General features: G+C 73.2%; 15 protein-coding genes and 1 riboswitch. Of the genes, 8 read left to right on the top strand and 7 right to left on the bottom strand.

The window, feature by feature from the left end; translation table 11 throughout:
• Positions 1-2: 2 nt before the first annotated feature.
• Positions 3-1,058: an iron-containing redox enzyme family protein gene (locus tag ABT034_RS16155; protein ID WP_351215509.1), complete on the bottom strand. Its 1,056-nt coding sequence runs from the start codon at positions 1,056-1,058 to the stop codon at positions 3-5.
• A gap of 229 nt (positions 1,059-1,287) precedes the next feature.
• Between ABT034_RS16155 and ABT034_RS16150 the strand changes: the two genes are divergently transcribed.
• The 3 genes from ABT034_RS16150 to ABT034_RS16140 all read left to right on the top strand — a co-directional run bounded on the left by ABT034_RS16150 (position 1,288) and on the right by ABT034_RS16140 (position 3,615).
• Positions 1,288-1,914, top strand: a complete 627-nt coding sequence (locus ABT034_RS16150) for a flavodoxin family protein (RefSeq protein ID WP_351215507.1) — start codon at positions 1,288-1,290, stop codon at positions 1,912-1,914.
• A 78-nt stretch (positions 1,915-1,992) separates the two neighbouring features.
• On the top strand, positions 1,993-2,886 hold the full coding sequence (locus ABT034_RS16145) for an SDR family oxidoreductase (RefSeq protein WP_351215505.1): 894 nt from the start codon (positions 1,993-1,995) through the stop codon (positions 2,884-2,886).
• Positions 2,887-2,970: 84 nt separating this feature from the next.
• Complete coding sequence (locus ABT034_RS16140) at positions 2,971-3,615, top strand: alpha-ketoglutarate-dependent dioxygenase AlkB (RefSeq protein ID WP_351215503.1); 645 nt, start codon at positions 2,971-2,973, stop codon at positions 3,613-3,615.
• A 49-nt stretch (positions 3,616-3,664) separates the two neighbouring features.
• Here the strand turns inward: ABT034_RS16140 and ABT034_RS16135 are convergent, their stop codons facing one another.
• Positions 3,665-4,117 (bottom strand): Lrp/AsnC family transcriptional regulator, encoded by a 453-nt coding sequence (locus tag ABT034_RS16135; protein WP_351215501.1) that lies wholly within the window; start codon positions 4,115-4,117, stop codon positions 3,665-3,667.
• A 153-nt stretch (positions 4,118-4,270) separates the two neighbouring features.
• On the opposite strand from ABT034_RS16135, the gene ABT034_RS16130 reads away from it, so the two are divergent.
• Complete coding sequence (locus ABT034_RS16130) at positions 4,271-5,263, top strand: DMT family transporter (protein WP_351215712.1); 993 nt, start codon at positions 4,271-4,273, stop codon at positions 5,261-5,263.
• Between the two features lie 10 nt (positions 5,264-5,273).
• On the opposite strand, the gene ABT034_RS16125 is transcribed toward ABT034_RS16130, so the two are convergent.
• Together ABT034_RS16125 and ABT034_RS16120 are read right to left on the bottom strand one after the other, a co-directional pair.
• Entirely contained in the window at positions 5,274-5,519 is a 246-nt protein-coding gene (locus ABT034_RS16125; protein ID WP_351215499.1) for a ferredoxin, read from the bottom strand.
• A 5-nt stretch (positions 5,520-5,524) separates the two neighbouring features.
• Positions 5,525-6,754, bottom strand: coding sequence for a cytochrome P450 (locus ABT034_RS16120; protein WP_351215497.1), 1,230 nt, complete (start codon positions 6,752-6,754; stop codon positions 5,525-5,527).
• Between the two features lie 250 nt (positions 6,755-7,004).
• Positions 7,005-7,112, top strand: a riboswitch (ZMP/ZTP riboswitch).
• A gap of 28 nt (positions 7,113-7,140) precedes the next feature.
• Here ABT034_RS16120 and ABT034_RS16115 point away from each other — a divergent pair.
• On the top strand, positions 7,141-7,995 hold the full coding sequence (locus ABT034_RS16115) for a bifunctional 5,10-methylenetetrahydrofolate dehydrogenase/5,10-methenyltetrahydrofolate cyclohydrolase (protein WP_351215495.1): 855 nt from the start codon (positions 7,141-7,143) through the stop codon (positions 7,993-7,995).
• 141 nt (positions 7,996-8,136) lie between these two features.
• The gene (locus ABT034_RS16110) at positions 8,137-9,249 is read left to right on the top strand and encodes a hypothetical protein (protein WP_351215493.1); all 1,113 of its coding nucleotides are present in this window, start codon (positions 8,137-8,139) and stop codon (positions 9,247-9,249) included.
• Here ABT034_RS16110 and ABT034_RS16105 read toward each other — a convergent pair.
• Positions 9,230-10,579, bottom strand: coding sequence for an SWF or SNF family helicase (locus ABT034_RS16105; protein ID WP_351215491.1), 1,350 nt, complete (start codon positions 10,577-10,579; stop codon positions 9,230-9,232). The genes ABT034_RS16110 and ABT034_RS16105 overlap by 20 nt on opposite strands.
• Positions 10,576-13,566, bottom strand: a complete 2,991-nt coding sequence (locus ABT034_RS16100; protein ID WP_502972940.1) for an SCO1167/SCO6262 family helicase — start codon at positions 13,564-13,566, stop codon at positions 10,576-10,578. Before ABT034_RS16100 ends, ABT034_RS16105 begins: the two co-directional genes overlap by 4 nt.
• A 348-nt stretch (positions 13,567-13,914) precedes the next feature.
• Between ABT034_RS16100 and ABT034_RS16095 the strand changes: the two genes are divergently transcribed.
• Together ABT034_RS16095 and ABT034_RS16090 are read left to right on the top strand one after the other, a co-directional pair.
• Positions 13,915-15,003 carry a fatty acid desaturase family protein gene (locus ABT034_RS16095; protein WP_351215489.1) on the top strand — a complete coding sequence of 363 codons (1,089 nt, stop codon included), beginning with the start codon at positions 13,915-13,917 and terminating at the stop codon, positions 15,001-15,003.
• Positions 15,004-15,091: 88 nt separating this feature from the next.
• Entirely contained in the window at positions 15,092-15,637 is a 546-nt protein-coding gene (locus ABT034_RS16090) for an MOSC domain-containing protein (protein ID WP_351215487.1), read from the top strand.
• A gap of 31 nt (positions 15,638-15,668) precedes the next feature.
• On the opposite strand, the gene ABT034_RS16085 is transcribed toward ABT034_RS16090, so the two are convergent.
• Positions 15,669-17,045, bottom strand: coding sequence for a tannase/feruloyl esterase family alpha/beta hydrolase (locus tag ABT034_RS16085; RefSeq protein ID WP_351215485.1), 1,377 nt, complete (start codon positions 17,043-17,045; stop codon positions 15,669-15,671).
• Positions 17,046-17,169 lie beyond the last annotated feature (124 nt).

The raw sequence follows: 17,169 nt of genomic DNA, 5'->3' as shown, positions 1-17,169 counted from the left end.
GGTCAGCCCCTCGGGTCCAGCTGCGGGTCCAGGGGCGGCAGGGGGCTGCGCAGGGCGGAACCGCCCGCCGCCCAGGCGCCGCGGATGTGCGCGTCGAGCCTGTCCTCGAGCAGCACGGTCGCCGCGCATCCGAAGGCGATGTCCGGTTCGAGGGCGGGTTCGTCGACGAGGAGCCCGCCGATCACCTCGCGCCGCACGATCTGTTCGTGGACGGCATCGGCCTCGACGTGCTCGGTGTAGAACCGCTCGGCGGCCGGCCCCGCGTCACAGCGCCGCATGGCCTTGGCGAGCCTGCGGGAGCCGGGCGAGGAGGTGACCTCGACACAGGCGAAGTGGCCGACGAGCGCCCCGCGCAGGGCCCGGTGCAGGCCGAACAGGGACATGAGGTTGACGGTCGCGAGGAGCGGGGCGTCGGCGTGGTCCAGGTAGTGGCCGTAGGACGTGTCGAGGCCGAGGTCGGTCATGAGGTCCGCGAAGAGCCGCGCGTGGATCCGGTCGGCGTGACCGGCACCGAACTCGTCGTATTCGACGGCCACCATCGCGGCCTTGGCCCGTCCGGTCAGCCGGGGGATGGCCCACGCGTGCGGGTCCGCCTCCTTGAGGTGGTAGAGGGAGCGCAGCGCCGCGTACTCGCGCAGCTGCCAGAGCTCGCCCGCGGTCTGCAGGTGGCGGCTGACGCTCTCGGCCGGATCGACCGGCTCGACGAGCAGCGGCGCGAACGCCTCCTCGACGGATCGGGGAGCGTCGGCGAGCGCGGTGCGCAGCGCGTGTAGGAAACGTTCCTCCAGTTCCCGCCGCAGCCGCAGCAGGTCCGGGTCCCACTCGCGGTCGTCGTCGACCCCTTCGAAGCCCCGGTAGTGGAGCTCGTACAGCAGGTACAGCGCGAGATGCAGATCCTCGCCCCAGGGGTCCGCCCGCCGGATGCTCCCCTCGGTGTACGCCGGCGGCCGACCGGTCCGCAGGGCCCTCTCCACGGCGCCCGAGAGGTCACCGCGCCCCGCGACGAGGCGGGGGCCGGCGGTGGCTGCTTCCGGGGTGCTCGTGCTGAGCGGGGTCATCGAAGGCTCCTGTCCTCGGGGCGACGGCGGTGGCGGGTGCCCCGTCCGACACCCCGTCTGTCCGGGCGGCGAGCAACAAATCGCCTACCCGCTCTATACGGCACTATTCGGCCACCGCGCCCCGCGCGCGCCCCCGAGTCCGCCGCCTGGCCCACCCCGGAACCGCCCTCCGGACCGGAGTGCGACGAAACGTGAGATAGGGACGCGGGTCGGGGGTAGAGGGGTGGCCATGGACACCACCGAAACGACTCCCCTGCGTGCAGTCGCCCTGGTCTGCACCCTGTCCCCCTCCCCGGCTGCCTCCAGCTCGCAGCTGCTTGCCGAGCAGACGATGGCCGCCCTGAGCGACCACGGCGTGACCGGGAAGGTCATCCGGATCGCCGACCACGACGTACGCCCCGGCGTGAAGGCCGACATGGGCGAAGGGGACGCCTGGCCCGAGATCAGGGACACGATCCTCGGCTGCGACATCCTCGTCCTGTCGACCCCGATCTGGCTCGGGCATCCGTCGAGCATCGCCCAACGGGTGATGGAACGGCTGGACGCCGAGATCTCCGAGACCGACGAGGAAGGCCGGATGCTCACCTACGGCAAGGTCGCGGCGGTCTGCGTCGTCGGCAACGAGGACGGCGCGCACAAGGTGAGCGCCGACCTCTTTCAGGGGCTCAACGACGTCGGCTTCTCCCTCGCCCCGAACGCCGTCACCTACTGGGTCGGTGAAGCCATGCAGGGGACCGACTACCAGGACCTGGAGAAGACCCCGGAGAAGACCGAGGCCACGACCGCGACCCTGGCGGCCAACACCGCCCACCTCGCCCGCCGCCTGAAGTCGGTGCCGTACCCGCCCTCCTCCTGAGGCGATCCACGCACGACCACAGCACGTCACGGCCCGGCGCAGAACAGCACGGCACAGCACAGCACCACGGAGGTCCCGATGCCCCCTCAGGAACAAGCACCTGTCCCCGACCCGGTGACCCGCCACCCCCGCCCCCCTTTCCCCGACCAGGAACAGGACCACCCCGGCTCGACCGAGGAGATGAGCCCCCGCCCCGACCACGGCGAGGACTCGTACCGCGGTCACGACGTGCTGGCCGACCGGGTGGCGGTGGTCACCGGCGGTGACTCCGGGATCGGCAGGGCCGTCTGCCTGGCCTTCGCACGGGAAGGCGCGGACATCGTGTTCACCTACCTCCCCGAGGAGGAGCAGGAGGCCGCGGAGACCGCACGGCTGGTCCAGGAGGCGGGACGCAAGGCCCTGCCCGTCCTGTGCGACCTCCGTGACGAGAGCCAGTGCGCGGACCTGATCGACCGCACGGTGGGCGAACACGGCCGGATCGACGTCCTCGTCAACAACGCCGCCTACCAGATGGCTCAGCCGGACGGCATCGAGGCCATCACCACGGAGCAGTTCGACCGGGTGATGAAGACCAACCTCTACGGCATGTTCTGGCTCTCCCGCGCGGCCCTGCCCCACATCCCGCGCGGCGGCTCCATCATCAACACGACCTCCGTGCAGGGGTACCAGCCGAGCCCGCACCTCCTCGACTACGCGATGACGAAGTCGGCGATCATCTCCTTCACGCACGGTCTGGCGCAGATGCTCGCCGAGCGCGGCATCCGCGTGAACGCGGTCGCGCCCGGCCCGGTGTGGACACCGCTGATCCCGGCGACGATGCCGGACACGAAGGAGTTCGGCGGCCAGTCGCCCCTGGGCCGGGCCGCCCAGCCGGCGGAGATGGCCCCCGCGTACGTCTTCCTGGCCTCGCCCCAGGCGAGCTACATCACCGGCGAGATCGTCAACGCGACCGGCGGCACGCCCTTGCCGTGATCCCGGCGTCGGCGGGTCGCGGCGGTCTCGCGGCCCGCCACCGAGATTCGAGTGTGTGTTCGGTTTACGGGTTACGCTGGGACCATGAGCGCACCACGACCGATCCCCGGCCTCCAGGGCTCCCTGTTCGACCAGGGCGGCGACCCCCGGCCCGGTCCGCTGGACGGGATCAGGCGGACCGCGCTCGACGGCGGGGCCTGGATCGACCACCTGCCCGGCTGGTTCCAGGGCGCCGACGCGCTGTTCGAGGAGCTGGTCGAGCGGGTGCCCTGGCGCGCCGAGGAACGCAGGATGTACGACGACGTGGTCGCCGTGCCCCGCCTCCTCGCGTACTACCGGGAGGGCGCGCCCCTCCCGCACCCCGCCCTCGACGAGGCCCGTTCCGCCCTCGACGCCCACTTCGCGCCCGAGCTGGGGGAACCCTTCGTCTCCGCCGGCCTCTGCCTCTACCGCGACGGACGCGACAGCGTCGCCTGGCACGGCGACCGGACCGGCCGCTCCTCCACGCGGAACACCATGGTCGCCATCCTCTCCCTCGGCGACCCGCGCGACCTCGCGCTCCGCCCGCGCGGCGGCGGCCCCGTGGCGCTCCGACTGCCGCTCGGCCACGGCGACCTCGTCGTGATGGGCGGCTCCTGCCAGCGCACCTGGGACCACGCGATCCCCAAGACGAGCCGCGCGGTCGGGCCCCGCATCAGCGTCCAGTTCCGCCCGCGGGGCGTCGCCTGAGGCCGGGAGGGCCCGGCGCCTGAGGTCGGGACGGCCCGTCGGGCCGGTGTCACATCGGGCCGATCACCTTCTTCCGCATGTGCCCGTAGACCACTGACGTCCGTACGTCGGCGAGTTCCGGGCGTTTCGTCATCTTGTCCAGGACGACCGCGTGCAGATGGTCGGTGTCCCGGACCGCGACGTGCACGAGGAAGTCGTCGTTCCCGGTGAGGATGAAGATCGAGACGACCTCGGGCATTCCCTCCAGGAAGGCCTGGAACGCCTCGATCACCGCCCGCGTCGGCGGGCGGACCCGTACCGCGATCACCGCCTGCAGCCCGCGGCCGATCGACGCGAGGTCCGCCTCCGCGTGGAAGCCCGTCAGCACACCGCTCCTGCGCAGCGAACGGATCCGCTCCAGACAGGTGGACGGGGCGATCCCCAATTCCTGGGCCATGTCCCGGTTGGTACGCCGACCGTCCTCCTGGAGCATCCGCACCAACGCCGAATCAAGTTCGTCCACGCCTGCCTCGTCCCACTCGATTTCGAAGGTAATTCGGACTCCGAACATCAACCCCGTTGATGTTGCTAGCTTCCAGCCTAATCAGCTGCTGTTCGTTCGGTCACGGGGTGGTCGGGCGGCGCTATGCGTGGTGTAGGGGAGAGAGGCGACGTGATGCGGGAACGAGGGCCCACGGTGGGGGCGGTGTGCGCGGTCATGGCGGCCGCGCTGTTCTGGAGCAGTTCGTACGCGGTGACCAAGCGGGTCCTCGAGGACGTCGGCCCGCTCGGGATCGGCGCCATCAGGTTCACCCTCGCCGCGCTGCTCCTGGGGGTGATGATGCGGCTGGGCCGGCGCCGCGCGGCCCGGCCGGAGCCGAGGCAGCGCAGGCAGCTCTATCTGAGCGGGTTCCTCGGCATCACCGTGTACTTCGTTCTGGAGAACGTCGGCGTCGACCTGTCCACGGCGTCCGACGCGTCGCTGATCGTGGCCACGTACCCGCTGATGACGATGCTCCTCGAACGGGTCGTCCTCCGGACCCGGATGCCGCTGCCGAGGGTGGCGGGCGTGCTGCTCGCCACCCTCGGCGCCTTCCTCGTCGTGCGCAACGGCGCCGAGGTCGGCGGGAGTTCGCGCTGGCTCGGAGACGTCCTGCTGCTGCTCGGCGGGCTGGCCTGGGCCGGATACAACGTGCTCGGCAAGCGCGCGAGCGCCGGTCAGGACGCCGTGAGCGTCACCTACCACCAGACCGTGGCGGGCGCGGCCGGCTTCCTGCTCGCCTCCCTGCTGGAGGCCGACGACTGGCGGCTGCCGGACGCGACCGCTTCGTCCTTGCTGGTCTACCTGGCCGTGGGGTGCTCGGTCGGGGGATTCCTGCTCTACAACTACGGCCTGCGCCGGATGGCGTCGAGCGTCGCGGTCAACATCCTCAACCTGGTCCCGGTCTTCGGCGTCATCGGCGCCGTCGTCATCAACGGCGAGTCGATCCGGCTCGCCCAGGTGACGGGCGGGGCGGTCATCATCGCGGGCGTGGCCCTCGGCATGATCGAGCGGGGAGGGGCCGAGCGACGGCGTGCCGAAAGGGGGTCGGGGGCCACGACGCAACCCGACGCGGAGCGACGTGCCCCGACAGCCGACGAGGAGCCCGCCGCACTTCCGCGTGTGTGAGGGGGGGCGGTCACGTGGGTGCGGTCGGCGCACGAGACGGTCCTGCCGTGGGGGAGGGGTCCCGTGGTGTGACGGTGATGACCGAGGCCGGGCAGACGCCGGCGGCGATACGGACCGCCGCGTCCAGCTCCCGCGGCGGCCGGGCGTCGAGCAGGAGGACCCGGCCCTCCTGCTCGTCCTGGTCGAAGACCTCGGGGGCGGTCAGGGCGCACATTCCGGCGCCGAGGCAGCGGTCGCGGGCGACGCGGATCTCCATGGAGGTCACGCCTCGTCCCAGGTGACCGGCAGCCGGTGCACGCCGTAGATGTTCATGTTGGTTCGCAGCGGGACCTCCTCGGCGGGCACGTCGAGCCGCAGCGTGGGGAACCGCGTCAGCAGCGCCGGCAGCGCGACCGTCATCTCGACGCGTGCCAGCTGCTGCCCGAGGCACTGGTGGATGCCGTGACCGAAGCCCAGATGCCCCGGGGCCTTGCGGCGCAGGTCGAGGACGTCCGGATCCGGGAACCGCTCCGGGTCCCGGTTGGCGGCCTCGAGCGACAGGGTGACGCTCTCGCCCGCCCTGATGACCTGGCCCTCCAGCTCGACGTCCTCGAGCGCGGACTTGATGCCGGTGTGGGCGACGGTCAGATAGCGCATCAGCTCCTCGACGGCCGCCGGCGCGAGACCCGGGTCCGCACGCAGGGCCTCGGCCTGCTCCGGGTGGGTGAGGAGCGCGAACGTACCGTGGGCGATCATGTTGGCGGTGGTGTCGAGCCCGGCGGCGAGCAGGAATCCCCCGACGCCGATCAGCTCCTCGTCGGTGAGATCGGAGTCCCGCGCCAGGTCGCCGAGCAGGTCCTCGGAGGGTACGGCGCGCTTGGCGGCGACCAACTCGGCCATGTACGCGTGGAGTCCGACGTGGGCGGCGTACCGCTCCTCGGGCGCCGCGTCCATGTCCATGATCGTGTGGGCGTGGTTCTGGAAGCGCTCCCGGTCGGCGTAGGGCACCCCGAGCAGCTCGCAGATCACCAGGGCGGGGAGAGGGCGGGCGAAGGCCTCGACGAGGTCCGCTCCGGGGCCGCGACGCCCCATGGCGTCCAGATGCTCGGTGGTGATCTCCTCCACGCGGTCGGTGAGCTGCCGCATCCGGCGGACGGTGAACTTCCCCATGAGGAGGCGCCGGAAGCGGGTGTGCTCGGGCGCGTCCATCCCGGTCATGTCACCGACGGGCGCGGGCGGCAGGGGCCCGTCGGGCCCGCCGGGGAAGGGGTAGTGCATCAGCTCGTACCGCGAGCTGAAGCGGGGGTCGCCCATGACGGCGCGGACCGTGGAGTAGCCGGTCGCGAGCCAGCCGATGTGCCCGTCGGGGTACGTCATCCGGGCCAGCGGGCGCCGCTCGCGCAGCGCGCCGAGATCGGCGGGCGGGTCGAAGGGGCAGCCGGGGGTGCGCTGCGTGGGGAGCGTGACGGGCTCCGCGGCCCCGGGTCGGTTCGACGGGTCGTGCTGCTGCATGTGTCCTCCGTGAAGAGTGCCGAGCGGCGGCTCGGGGGTGCTGGCGCCAGTGGTGCCACAGATGGCGCCACTGGCGACAACCTCAAGTGGCGCACACCTGGGGCCATATGTGATCGAGGTGACGCCATGGATCGGGCGATGGAGAGATAGTGGCACCATTATGGCGCCACGGCAAGCCATGATGGCGTCAAGTGGTGTCGTCCAGCCGTGCACCCGTCAGAAAGCAACCCCCCGCACCTCACGTAGAGTGGCCCCGGGCCGTGACTGGCGCTTGAGGTGGATCACCACCGGGGAGCGGTCCGGCGGGAGCGCGCCCAGTGGCGGGCCCGTACCGATGCCGTGCGCCTGGGCGAACCACCCGTCAGAGACGAAGCCCAGGAGTCGCCATGTCCACCAGCACCGCCACCCTCATGGACGGCACGGCCCTCGCCCGCCGTACGGTCGAGGAGACCGCTGCCCGCGCAGCCGAGATCACCCGCCGCACCGGTGTCACCCCGTGCCTCGCGACCGTCCTCGTCGGCGCGGACCCGGCCTCCGTGACGTACGTGAAGATGAAGCAGAACCGTTGCGCCAAGGCCGGGATCCGCTCCCGCCACGTCGAGCTGCCCGCCACGACGACGACCGAGGAACTCGTCGCCGCGATCACCGCGCTCTCCGAGGACCCCGAGGTCCACGGCATCCTGCTCCAGCACCCGGTCGGCCCCCACATCGACGAGCGCGCCGCCTTCGAGGCCATCGCGCCCGCCAAGGACGTCGACGGCGTCACCATGGCGTCCTTCGCCGCCATGGGATTCGGACTGCCCGGCTTCGTCTCCTGCACGCCCGGCGGCATCATGCGTCTCCTCGACGCCTACGACGTCGAACTCCGCGGCAAGCGCGCCGTCGTCGTCGGCCGCAGCGCGATCCTCGGCAAGCCGGCCGGCCTGCTCCTCCTGGGCCGGGACGCCACCGTCACCTACTGCCACTCCCGCACCGAGGACCTCTCCTCCGTCGTCCGCGAGGCCGACATCCTCGTGGCCGCCGTCGGCAAGCCGAACTTCATCAAGGGAGCCGACATCAGGCCCGGCGCCGTCGTCGTCGACGCCGGCTACAACCCGGGCAACGTCGGCGACGTCGACTTCGCGTCGGCCGCCGAGCGCGCCTCCCTCATCACCCCGGTACCCGGTGGTGTCGGCCCCATGACCATCGCCGTGCTCCTCGCCCAGACGGTCGAGGGCGCGGAGCGTCAGCTCGGTCTGTAGGGAGCACACATGACGGGGCGGCAGCGGTGGCGGTGGCGGCGGGCCGGAGCGTGGCCGGCGATTGTCACGGTTCTGTACGGGCCGCGGTCAACGCCCGAAAAAGGGTGGCCGCGCGCCCGCCGACGGGCGAATCTGGACCCCGTGCCACACCCGTCACCCACCACCCCGCCGCCGGACCGCCGACCGGGCGCACCCGCCCCGCACGGCGCGCCCGACCTGTCGGACCCGTCCGGCCCGCCCACCGCGCCCGAAGTGCTCGACGCCGCTGACGCGTCGGCCAAGGGCGACGCCTCCGTAGCGCCCGCCGACTCGGACGCCTCCGTCGCGGCCGCTGGCCCGGACGTCTCCGTCGCGCCCGCGGACTCCGAGTCCGGGTGGTCGCCGCGCCTCGGGCGGCTCGGCGCGCCCCGGCCCGTGCCGAACGTGCCGCGCGCGCGGTGGTTCGGCGTGCCGCTCGTCCCGCTGCTCGTGGGCGCCCTGGTGGCGGGCGCGTTCCTGGCGGCTCGGGGCGGGACCGAGCAGGGACTCGCCACCGAAGGACGGCAGGGCGTCGACCGGGTGGGCGTGCCGTCGCCCGCCGGCGAGGGCGGGGCGGCCACCCTCTCGGCCGACGGAGAGGGGACCGACACGCACGGCGGCGCCGACGGCGGACCCGACACCCGCGCGGACGGCACGCCGACGGCCGGTACGCCGAAGGGCGACACACCGACGGACGACACCGCGACGCCCGACGTGACCGTCTCCGGCGCACCGGCCCCCACCGAGCCCGCCGACCCCACCACCCGCCCCTCCACCGGCCCCGACGGCACCGTCACGGGCGTGTCCCCGACCCCCTCCCGCACCGGGAAAGCCGTCCCCACCCCTCGGCCGACCGCCACCGCGACGCACGGCGGCTCACCGGCCCGGCCCGTCTCCTTCGAGGCGCTGCGCGTCGGGGACTGCTTCGACATCGACCGCGACGCGCCGGGCACCGCCCTGCGACGGTCCTGCGACACGCCGCACAACGCCGAACTCGTCGTCCGGCTCCGGCTGACCGGCGTCCACGCCACCGACCTCGCGGTCCGTGAAGCGGCCACCCTGCTGTGCCGCGAACCGCTGCGCCGCAAGGCCGCGCTGCAGCCGCTCGGCACGCGCTGGACCACCTTCGTCCAGTACCCGTACCGAACCAGCTACCTCCTTGGCTCGGACACCGTCGCCTGCAGCCTGGCCGCTCCCTCCGCCACCGGCGGTAAGCTCAGCCGGCCGCTCCTGTAGCGCCGGCGGCGAGGGCGGTGGCGAGAGCCGTCGCCGGATCGCGGTCCGGCGGCCCCGCAGGGGCCCAGCGGGCACCGGACTTGAGGTACGGCCACCAGCGCCCGTCCTCGCCCAGCCGCAGCTGCGCCTCCGCGCCCACGGCCGTCCACCGCGCGCCGCCGGCCCGCCGCAGCACCGGCCGTTCGTCGTCCTCCCAGGCCTCCACGAGCCGGACCCCGGCTCGGGCGAGGGCCTCGGCGTCCGGCGTCCACTCCTCCTCCAGTACGGCGAGGGCGGCGGCGCCACCGAACCGCCACGCGCGCGTCGCCAGGTCGAGCTCCGCCCGCGTGCGGCCCGAACCCGCGGCGAGCCGTGCCGCGATCCAGGGCGCGGGGGAGTCCACCGCGAGCCGCACGGCGTCCTGAGCGGCCGTCAGGCGTGGCTCCAGCAACGCCGAAACCGAAGCCGCCCCCGAAGCCGTTGCCGAATCCGCCCCCAGGGCCTCTCCGAGCATCCGGTGCGCGCGGGCCGCCGCGTCCGACGCGAGGACCTCCAGTGCCGCCGGGTCGACCCCGGGCTCCGGCTCCGTCTCCGTGTCGAGGGACGGTGACCGGCCGGGCGCGTCGGGCGCGACCGGGGGAGCGGGCAGCGGCGGCAGCAGGAACTCCGCCGCGTACGCCTCCTCGGCCGACACGCCGCGCATCCCGCCGACACCCCGGGGAGTCGCATCGCCGGGCGTGTCGTCGCCTTCAGGGCCGCCACGCGCGGCACGTGAAGCGCTGCGCGACTGCAGCTGGTCGAGGAGCGTGCGCTCGCCGCGCCCCCGCATGAGCAGCAGGACGAAGGGGTCCTCGTCGATCAGACGCGCCACCTGGTAGCAGAGGGCCGCGGTGTGCGGACAGTGGTCCCAGGCCTCGCAGCCGCACTCCGGGTCGAGGTCGCCGATCCCCGGCAGCAGGTCGAGCCCGGCAGCCGCCGCGTCCTCCACCAGGTGCGGCGGCATCTCCCGTTCGAGGAGTGCCGCGATGTGGCCCGCGCTTTCCGCGGCGAGGTCGAGGAGCCGTTCCCACTCCTCGTCCGAGAACTCCCGCACCAGGACGTCACCGCGGTAGGGAGTGCCGTCGCGGTCCTTGACCACCGCCGTGATGCGGCCGGGCCGTACCGACACGGCGCCCACCGCCCCCGCGCGCGCGTGCCGGCGGCCCGCCTTGAGCTGCTGGCCGTCGAGCGCGGTGTCCTCAAGGGCCTTGAGCCACGCCTGGCCCCACCAGGTCCGGGTGAAGGCCCCGCCCGGCGCGGGCGGCAGCGCCGCGAACGTACGCTCCTCGTCCCCGTGTCCGTACCCGCTCATCGTTCGTCCCCTCGCAGTCGCACCAGCTCCGCCAGTTCGGCATCGGTCAGTTCGGTCAGCTCCGGCGGCGTGTCCCCGCCCGTGCCGAGGACGGTGTCCGCCAGCTCCCGCTTGCGGTCGAGCATGGTCGCGATCCGGTCCTCGATCGTCCCCTCGGCGATCAGCCGGTGGACCTGCACGGGCCGGTCCTGCCCGATCCGGTACGCGCGGTCGGTGGCCTGGGCCTCCACGGCCGGGTTCCACCAGCGGTCGTAGTGCACGACGTGTTCCGCGCGGGTGAGGTTGAGCCCCGTACCGGCAGCCTTCAGGGAGAGCAGGAAGACCGGCACCTCCCCGCCCTGGAAGCGGGCGACCATCGCATCGCGCTCGGCGACCGGTGTCCCGCCGTGCAGGAACTGCGTCCGCACGCCCCGCGCGGCGAGATGCGCCTCCAGGAGCCTGGCCATCCCCACGTACTGCGTGAAGACCAGGGTGCACGCGCCCTCGGCGAGGATCGTGTCGAGCAGCTCGTCGAGGAGCTCCAGCTTGCCCGAACGGCCCTCGATCCTCGGCCGTTCCTCCTTGAGGTACTGCGCCGGGTGGTTGCAGATCTGCTTGAGCCCGGTCAGCAGCTTCACGACCAGACCGCGCCGCGCCATGCCGTCGGCCTCGGAGATCGCCGCCAGCGTCTCCCGTACCACCGCCTCGTACAGACCGGCCTGTTCCGGTGTCAGGGACACGGCCCGGTCCGTCTCCGTCTTCGGCGGCAGCTCGGGCGCGATGCCGGGATCCGACTTGCGGCGGCGCAGCAGGAACGGGCGGACGAGCGCGGCGAGTCGCGCGGCGGCGGCCGGGTCCCTGCCACCCTCCACGGCGGCGGCGAACCGGGTCCGGAACGCGCCCAGGCTGCCGAGGAGTCCCGGTGTCGTCCAGTCGAGGATCGCCCACAGCTCGGAGAGGTTGTTCTCCACCGGAGTGCCGGACAGCGCCACGCGCGCGCGTGCGCCGATGGTCCGCAGCTGCCTGGCGGTCGCCGAGTACGGGTTCTTGACGTGCTGCGCCTCGTCCGCGACGACGAGTCCCCAGTTCCGCGCGGCGAGTCGCGCCGCGTCGAGTCGCATCGTGCCGTACGTGGTGAGGACGAAACCGCCGTCGGGGAGGTCCTCCAGGTCACGGGTGGCGCCGTGGAAGCGGCGCACCGGCGTGCCCGGCGCGAACTTCTCGATCTCCCGCTGCCAGTTGCCCATGAGGGAGGTCGGACAGACGACGAGGGTCGGTCCTGCGGCCGCCGGGTCGGACTGGCGGTGCAGATGCAGCGCGATCACCGTGATCGTCTTGCCGAGCCCCATGTCGTCGGCGAGACAGCCCCCGAGGCCGAGGGAGGTCATCCGGTGCAGCCAGTCGAGCCCGCGCAGCTGGTAGTCGCGGAGGTTCGCGGCGAGCGCGGGCGGCTGGGACACCTCGGGGCTGGCGCCCTCGGGGTCGGCGAGGCGCTCCCGCAGGCGCTCCAGCCAGCCGGTCGCCGCCACCTCGACGAGCCGGCCGTCGACCTCGGTGGAGCCGGTGAGCACGGCCGAGAGGGCGTCCACCGGCGTGACCTTGCGGTCCTGCTGGTCACGGGCGCGGCGTACCTCGGTGGGGTCGACGAGCACCCAGCGGTCCCGCAGGCGGACGAGGGGCCGCCCGGCTTCGGCGAGCCGGTCGAACTCGGCCCTGGTCAGCTCCTGATCGCCGACGGCGAAGCGCCAGTGGAAACCGAGCAGGGCGTCGGCGGAGAGGAAGGAGGGCAGCGCGGAGGAGGAACGGGAGCCTTCGAACTCCCCGGCGGACAGGGCGTCTTCGGGCTGTCCGGTCGACCGGGACCCACCCGGGCCGTCGTTCTCCCCGTTCGCGTCGGCGCCCACCGGGCCGATCACCGCGGCGGCGGTGAGCCGGTCGGTCAGGTCGCGCGGCCAGTGGACCTGGACGCCCGCCGCGGCGAGGGCCCGGCCCGCCGCGCCGAGCAACTCCGCGACCTCCTCGTCGACGAGTTCGACGGTGTCGGGCACCGCGGCCGTCAGGAGCGGCGCCAGCGGGGCCCACGCGCGCGCGGCCCGCCGGAGCGCGAGCAGGACGTCCATCCGGACCCGGGGGCCGAAGGCCGCTCCGGTCCGGCCGGAGCCCGCCCACACCTCCGCCGCGTCCGCGACCAGCGTCGGGTCGGCGACGGCGTGCAGCTGCAGCACCGCGCGGAACGCCGGGGCCTCCTCCGCCTCGGCGGTGAAGCCGGGGAGTTCGAGCCGCAGCGAAAGACGGATGCCCGCGTCGTGCACCGCCGCCACGTCGGCCGCCCACGTCCGCTGCTCGGGGATCCGCTGCGGCTCGTCGGCCGCGAAGGCGGGTCCGTCGGCGGCGAGCGGAGCGGCGGGGGTACGGGGCAAGGTGTCCGCGACGGCGTCGGCGAAGGCCCGGAGCAGCGCCTCGGGGTCCGGAAGCAGCAGCGGCTCGTCCGGCGAGAGCGGTACGGCGTGGGCCGCGGGCGGCATCGAGGCGGCGAGCGTGCGCAGTTCCGCCAGCTCCTCGGGGCCCAGCGGACCGGCGCGCCACGCGTCGACGTCGTCGGAGGTGAGGCCGGGCAGCAGCAGACCGCGAGCGGCGAAGTCCAGGGCGAGGAGCGAGGCGGCGCCCCAGAACGCGGTCGCGGGGGACGCGGTGGCGGAGAACCGCGCGCGGGCGAGCAGCGGCAGGGCGTCCCGTACGGAGAGGGTGGACGCGGGGACGGTCACGGGGCGGAGGCCGACGCCGTCCACGACCGTGATCTCGGCACCGGCCGGGGCGAGTTCACCGGCGCCCGAGGCGAAGTCGGGCAGCGTCTCCCCGTCCGGTGACCAGAAGGCGATCCGGCCGGCGCGCGGCGGCTCGGCGGGAAGGAAGACGGCGGAGTGGCGGGTGAGCCCGAGGGAGGGCTCCCGAGTGGTCTCACGAGCAGGTACGCGGGCGGAATCATCGGGTCCGTACGACAGCGACAACGCATTCCTCAAATTTGACTACCTGAAGACTGAGCGGCCGAGGATACCTCGACGGAAGGGCTCCGGGCGCACCCCCTCCACGTGATCCGCGCCACAGGCCTGGAGGGGTGGGGCTCCCCCTACCCCCGGCCCCCGGCCCGCCCCCCGGCCGGCCGGGGTGGTGACGCCATGGCCCCGGACGATCACGAATCCGTACGTTCGACACAGGCGCTCACCGCCCGAACCGTCACCGCCCGATCCGCCCGATCCGCCCGATCCGCCCGATCCGCCCGACCCACCCGCCGGCCGATCCGGCACCACCGCCACTGGATCCGACCGCCGCAAGCCACAGAAACCGGAGCCCCCGCCATGTCCCAGGCCACCATCCTGCCCCCGGCCGCCGCCCCCGCCGCGGCGCCCGCCCGAGCCAGGGGCAGCAGTGAGTTCACCCCGCTCCTGCGGATGGTGAGGGAACAGGGCCTCCTCGAACACCGCCCCGGCTGGTACGCCCGCGGCATCGCCGTCAACCTCCTCGGCATCGCGGCCGTGGTGGCGGGCCTCGCCCTGATCGGCCCCTCCTGGTGGGTGCTCCCGCTCGCCGTGCCCCTCGCGCTGCTCTCGGCCCGGGTCGCCTTCGTCGCCCACGACGCCGGCCACGCCCAGATCACCGCGAACCGGAAGATCAGCCGGGTCGTCCAGCTCGTCCACGCCAACCTCCTCCTCGGCATGAGCCGCGAGTGGTGGAACGACAAGCACAACCGCCATCACGCCCACCCCAACCACCTCGACAAGGACCCGGACGTCGCGGCCGACATCCTCGTCTTCGCCGAACACCAGACGGCGGGCCGCACGGGCCTGCGCGGGTTCCTCACCCGGCACCAGGCCTGGCTGTTCTTCCCGCTGACGACTCTGGAGGGCATCGCGCTCAAGGTGTACGGCGTCCAAGCCCTGCTGGCGAAGAACGGCCCCTGCCGCACCCGGCGCGAGCGGCTCGTCGAAGCCGCGCTGCTCCTCGCCCACTTCGCCGGCTACACGGCCCTGCTGCTCACCCTCCTCACCCCCGCCCAGGCCCTGGTCTTCGCCCTCGTCCACCAGATGCTGTTCGGGGTGCACCTCGGCATGGCCTTCGCCCCGAACCACAAGGGCATGGAGCGCCCGGACGAGCACGCCGACGGCGACACCTGGGGCCATCTGCGACGCCAGGTGCTCACCTCGCGCAACATCCGCGGCGGCGCCCTGACCGACTGGTTCCTCGGCGGCCTCAACTACCAGGTCGAACACCACCTCTTCCCGAGCATGCCGCGCCCCCATCTGCGCCTCGCCCAGCCGTGCGTCCGGGCGCACTGCGCCGCCCTGGGCGTCCCGTACACGGAGACCGGCTTCGCCGACTCGTACCGGCAGGCCCTCGGCCACCTGCACGAGGTGGGCGCGCCGCTGCGCTCCGAGTGGGCCGAGTAGGGTCGGGAACGATCACCCGTGAGGTGATCAACGGTCCGGCGGCCGGGGCTCCGGCCCGCCGGGAAGCGGAGAAGGGGAGCTCCTCGTCATGAGCGACGGCACGGTCACCACGGTCAGCAGCAACGGCACGTACTCGTTCACCAAGCCCAACAGGGAGGGCATCACCCTCCTCGCCGGCCTCGGCGTGGAGGGCGACGTCCACGCGGGTGTGACGGTGAAGCACCGCTCGCGCGTCGCCCAGGACCCGACCCAGCCCAACCTGCGTCAGGTCCACCTCATCCACGCCGAGCTCTTCGACGAGGTGGCGGGCGCCGGCTTCGACGTCACCCCCGGTGACCTCGGCGAGAACGTCACCACCCGGGGGATCGACCTCCTGGGCCTTCCCACCGGCACTCGTCTGTACCTCGGAGCCGAAGCGGTCGTCGAGGTCACGGGACTGCGCAACCCGTGCGCCCAGATCGACAACTTCCGGCACGGTCTGCTCAAGCAGGTCCTCGGCCGTGACGAGAACGGCGAGATCGTGCGCAAGGCCGGGATCATGGGCGTGGTCCTGACCGGCGGAGAGGTGCGACCCGGCGACCCGGTCCGCGCCGAGCTGCCCGAGGGGCCGCACCGCCCGCTGGAAAGGGTCTGAGCCACGCGCGCGTGCCCACCGGATCCCGTGCTCACTCCTCCAGAGCGCAGGAGTTGACGAGGTCACCGCTGGCGGGCCGCGCGAGCGTACGGTCGGCGGGCGGCGCCGTACCCTCCTCGACCCAGCGCGTCAGCGCGTCGAACGCCGACCGGTAGCACGGCAGGATCGGACGCAGCCGGTCCGGATACGTGTCGTACAGGCCGTCGGTGTGTGTCCCGTCCTGCACCGTGTAGTACCGGTGAAGGCCGCCCCGGCCCCGCGCGTCGATCATCCGCGCGTACACGTCGGAGCCGGTGGAGACGGGCAGCAGGGTGTCCAGGTCGCCGTGGAGGGTGACGAGCGGCCTGCCGATCCGCCCGGTCAGCGCGACCTTCGCGACCGCGCGGTGCACGGACGCAGGCCGGGAGGTGTAGTCGTACGAGGCGTCCGAGGCGCAGGGCGCGAAGATCTGCTCCACGGTCCCGCCGGCGGTGGAGCCAGGACAGGCCGGATCGTACGAGGGGTCGAACTCGGCCCGGAAGACCTTCTGGGTCAGACCCCAGTACGCCTTCTCGTGGTACGGCCACAGGAAGCGCGACCCCGGCGCGAAGCCCGCCGCGACCATGTCCTCGTCGGAGGCCTGCCCGAGTGACCTGGCCACCGTCACCGGCAGGCTCGTCAGGAGGTTGGGTCCGCGCACCGTCCACAGCACGCCCTCCCAGTCCACGCCGCCGTCGTACAGCTCGGGCCGGTTCTCCAGCTGCCAGCGCGTCAGATAGCCGCCGTTGGAGATCCCGGTCATGTACGTGCGCTCCGGCGCCCGGCCGTACCGCTGGCGTACGGTCTGCTTGGCCGCCCGCGTCAGCTCCGTCACCCGGCGGTTCCACTCGGCGACCGCGTCGCCCGGACCCCGGCCGTCGGTGAAGAAGTCCGGCCCGGTGTTGCCCTTGTCGGTCGCGGCGTAGGCGAAACCCTTGGCCAGGACCTGGTCGGAGATGAGCGCGTCCGTCGCGTACTGACGCCTGGTTCCCGGCGCGCCGGTGACGACGAGGCCGCCGTTCCAGCGGTCGGGGAGCCGGATGACGAACTGCGCGTCATGGGCCCAGCCGTGGGTGGCGTTGAGGCGCGAGTCGTCGGGGAAGTAGCCGTCGATCTGGACTCCCGGCACCCCCGACGGGTTACGGGTCCGCCCGGCGGCGAGACCGGCCTGGTCCGCCATGTCGGTGTACGGGGTGCCGGCGAGCCCGGCGGTCGTCAGATCGTCCAGGCAGGCCGACCGCTGGTGCTCGGCACCGGGCACCAGCAGCCGGTCCTGGCGCGCGCAGTGCGCGGCGGTCCGCTCCTCGGCCCCGGCGGGGCTCGCGGGGGCGAGGACGGTGACTCCTGTCAGGAGCGCGGCGAACAGGGAGACGCCTGGGAACAGGCGCATGGCGGGCCTCCGGAGGGGCGAGGAAACGGGTGCGGCGCCACATCCTGCGGCGCATCCCCACCACCGGGCCATGGTTCCGGACCACACCTCGGACCCTCGTCCCATGGGGATTCCCCCGGGACGT

This window comes from Streptomyces sp. NPDC002773, from assembly GCF_040295605.1.
Lineage (GTDB): Bacteria > Actinomycetota > Actinomycetes > Streptomycetales > Streptomycetaceae > Streptomyces.
Note: the sequence above shows the minus strand (reverse complement) of the source record. Positions and strands in the feature narration are given on the sequence as shown.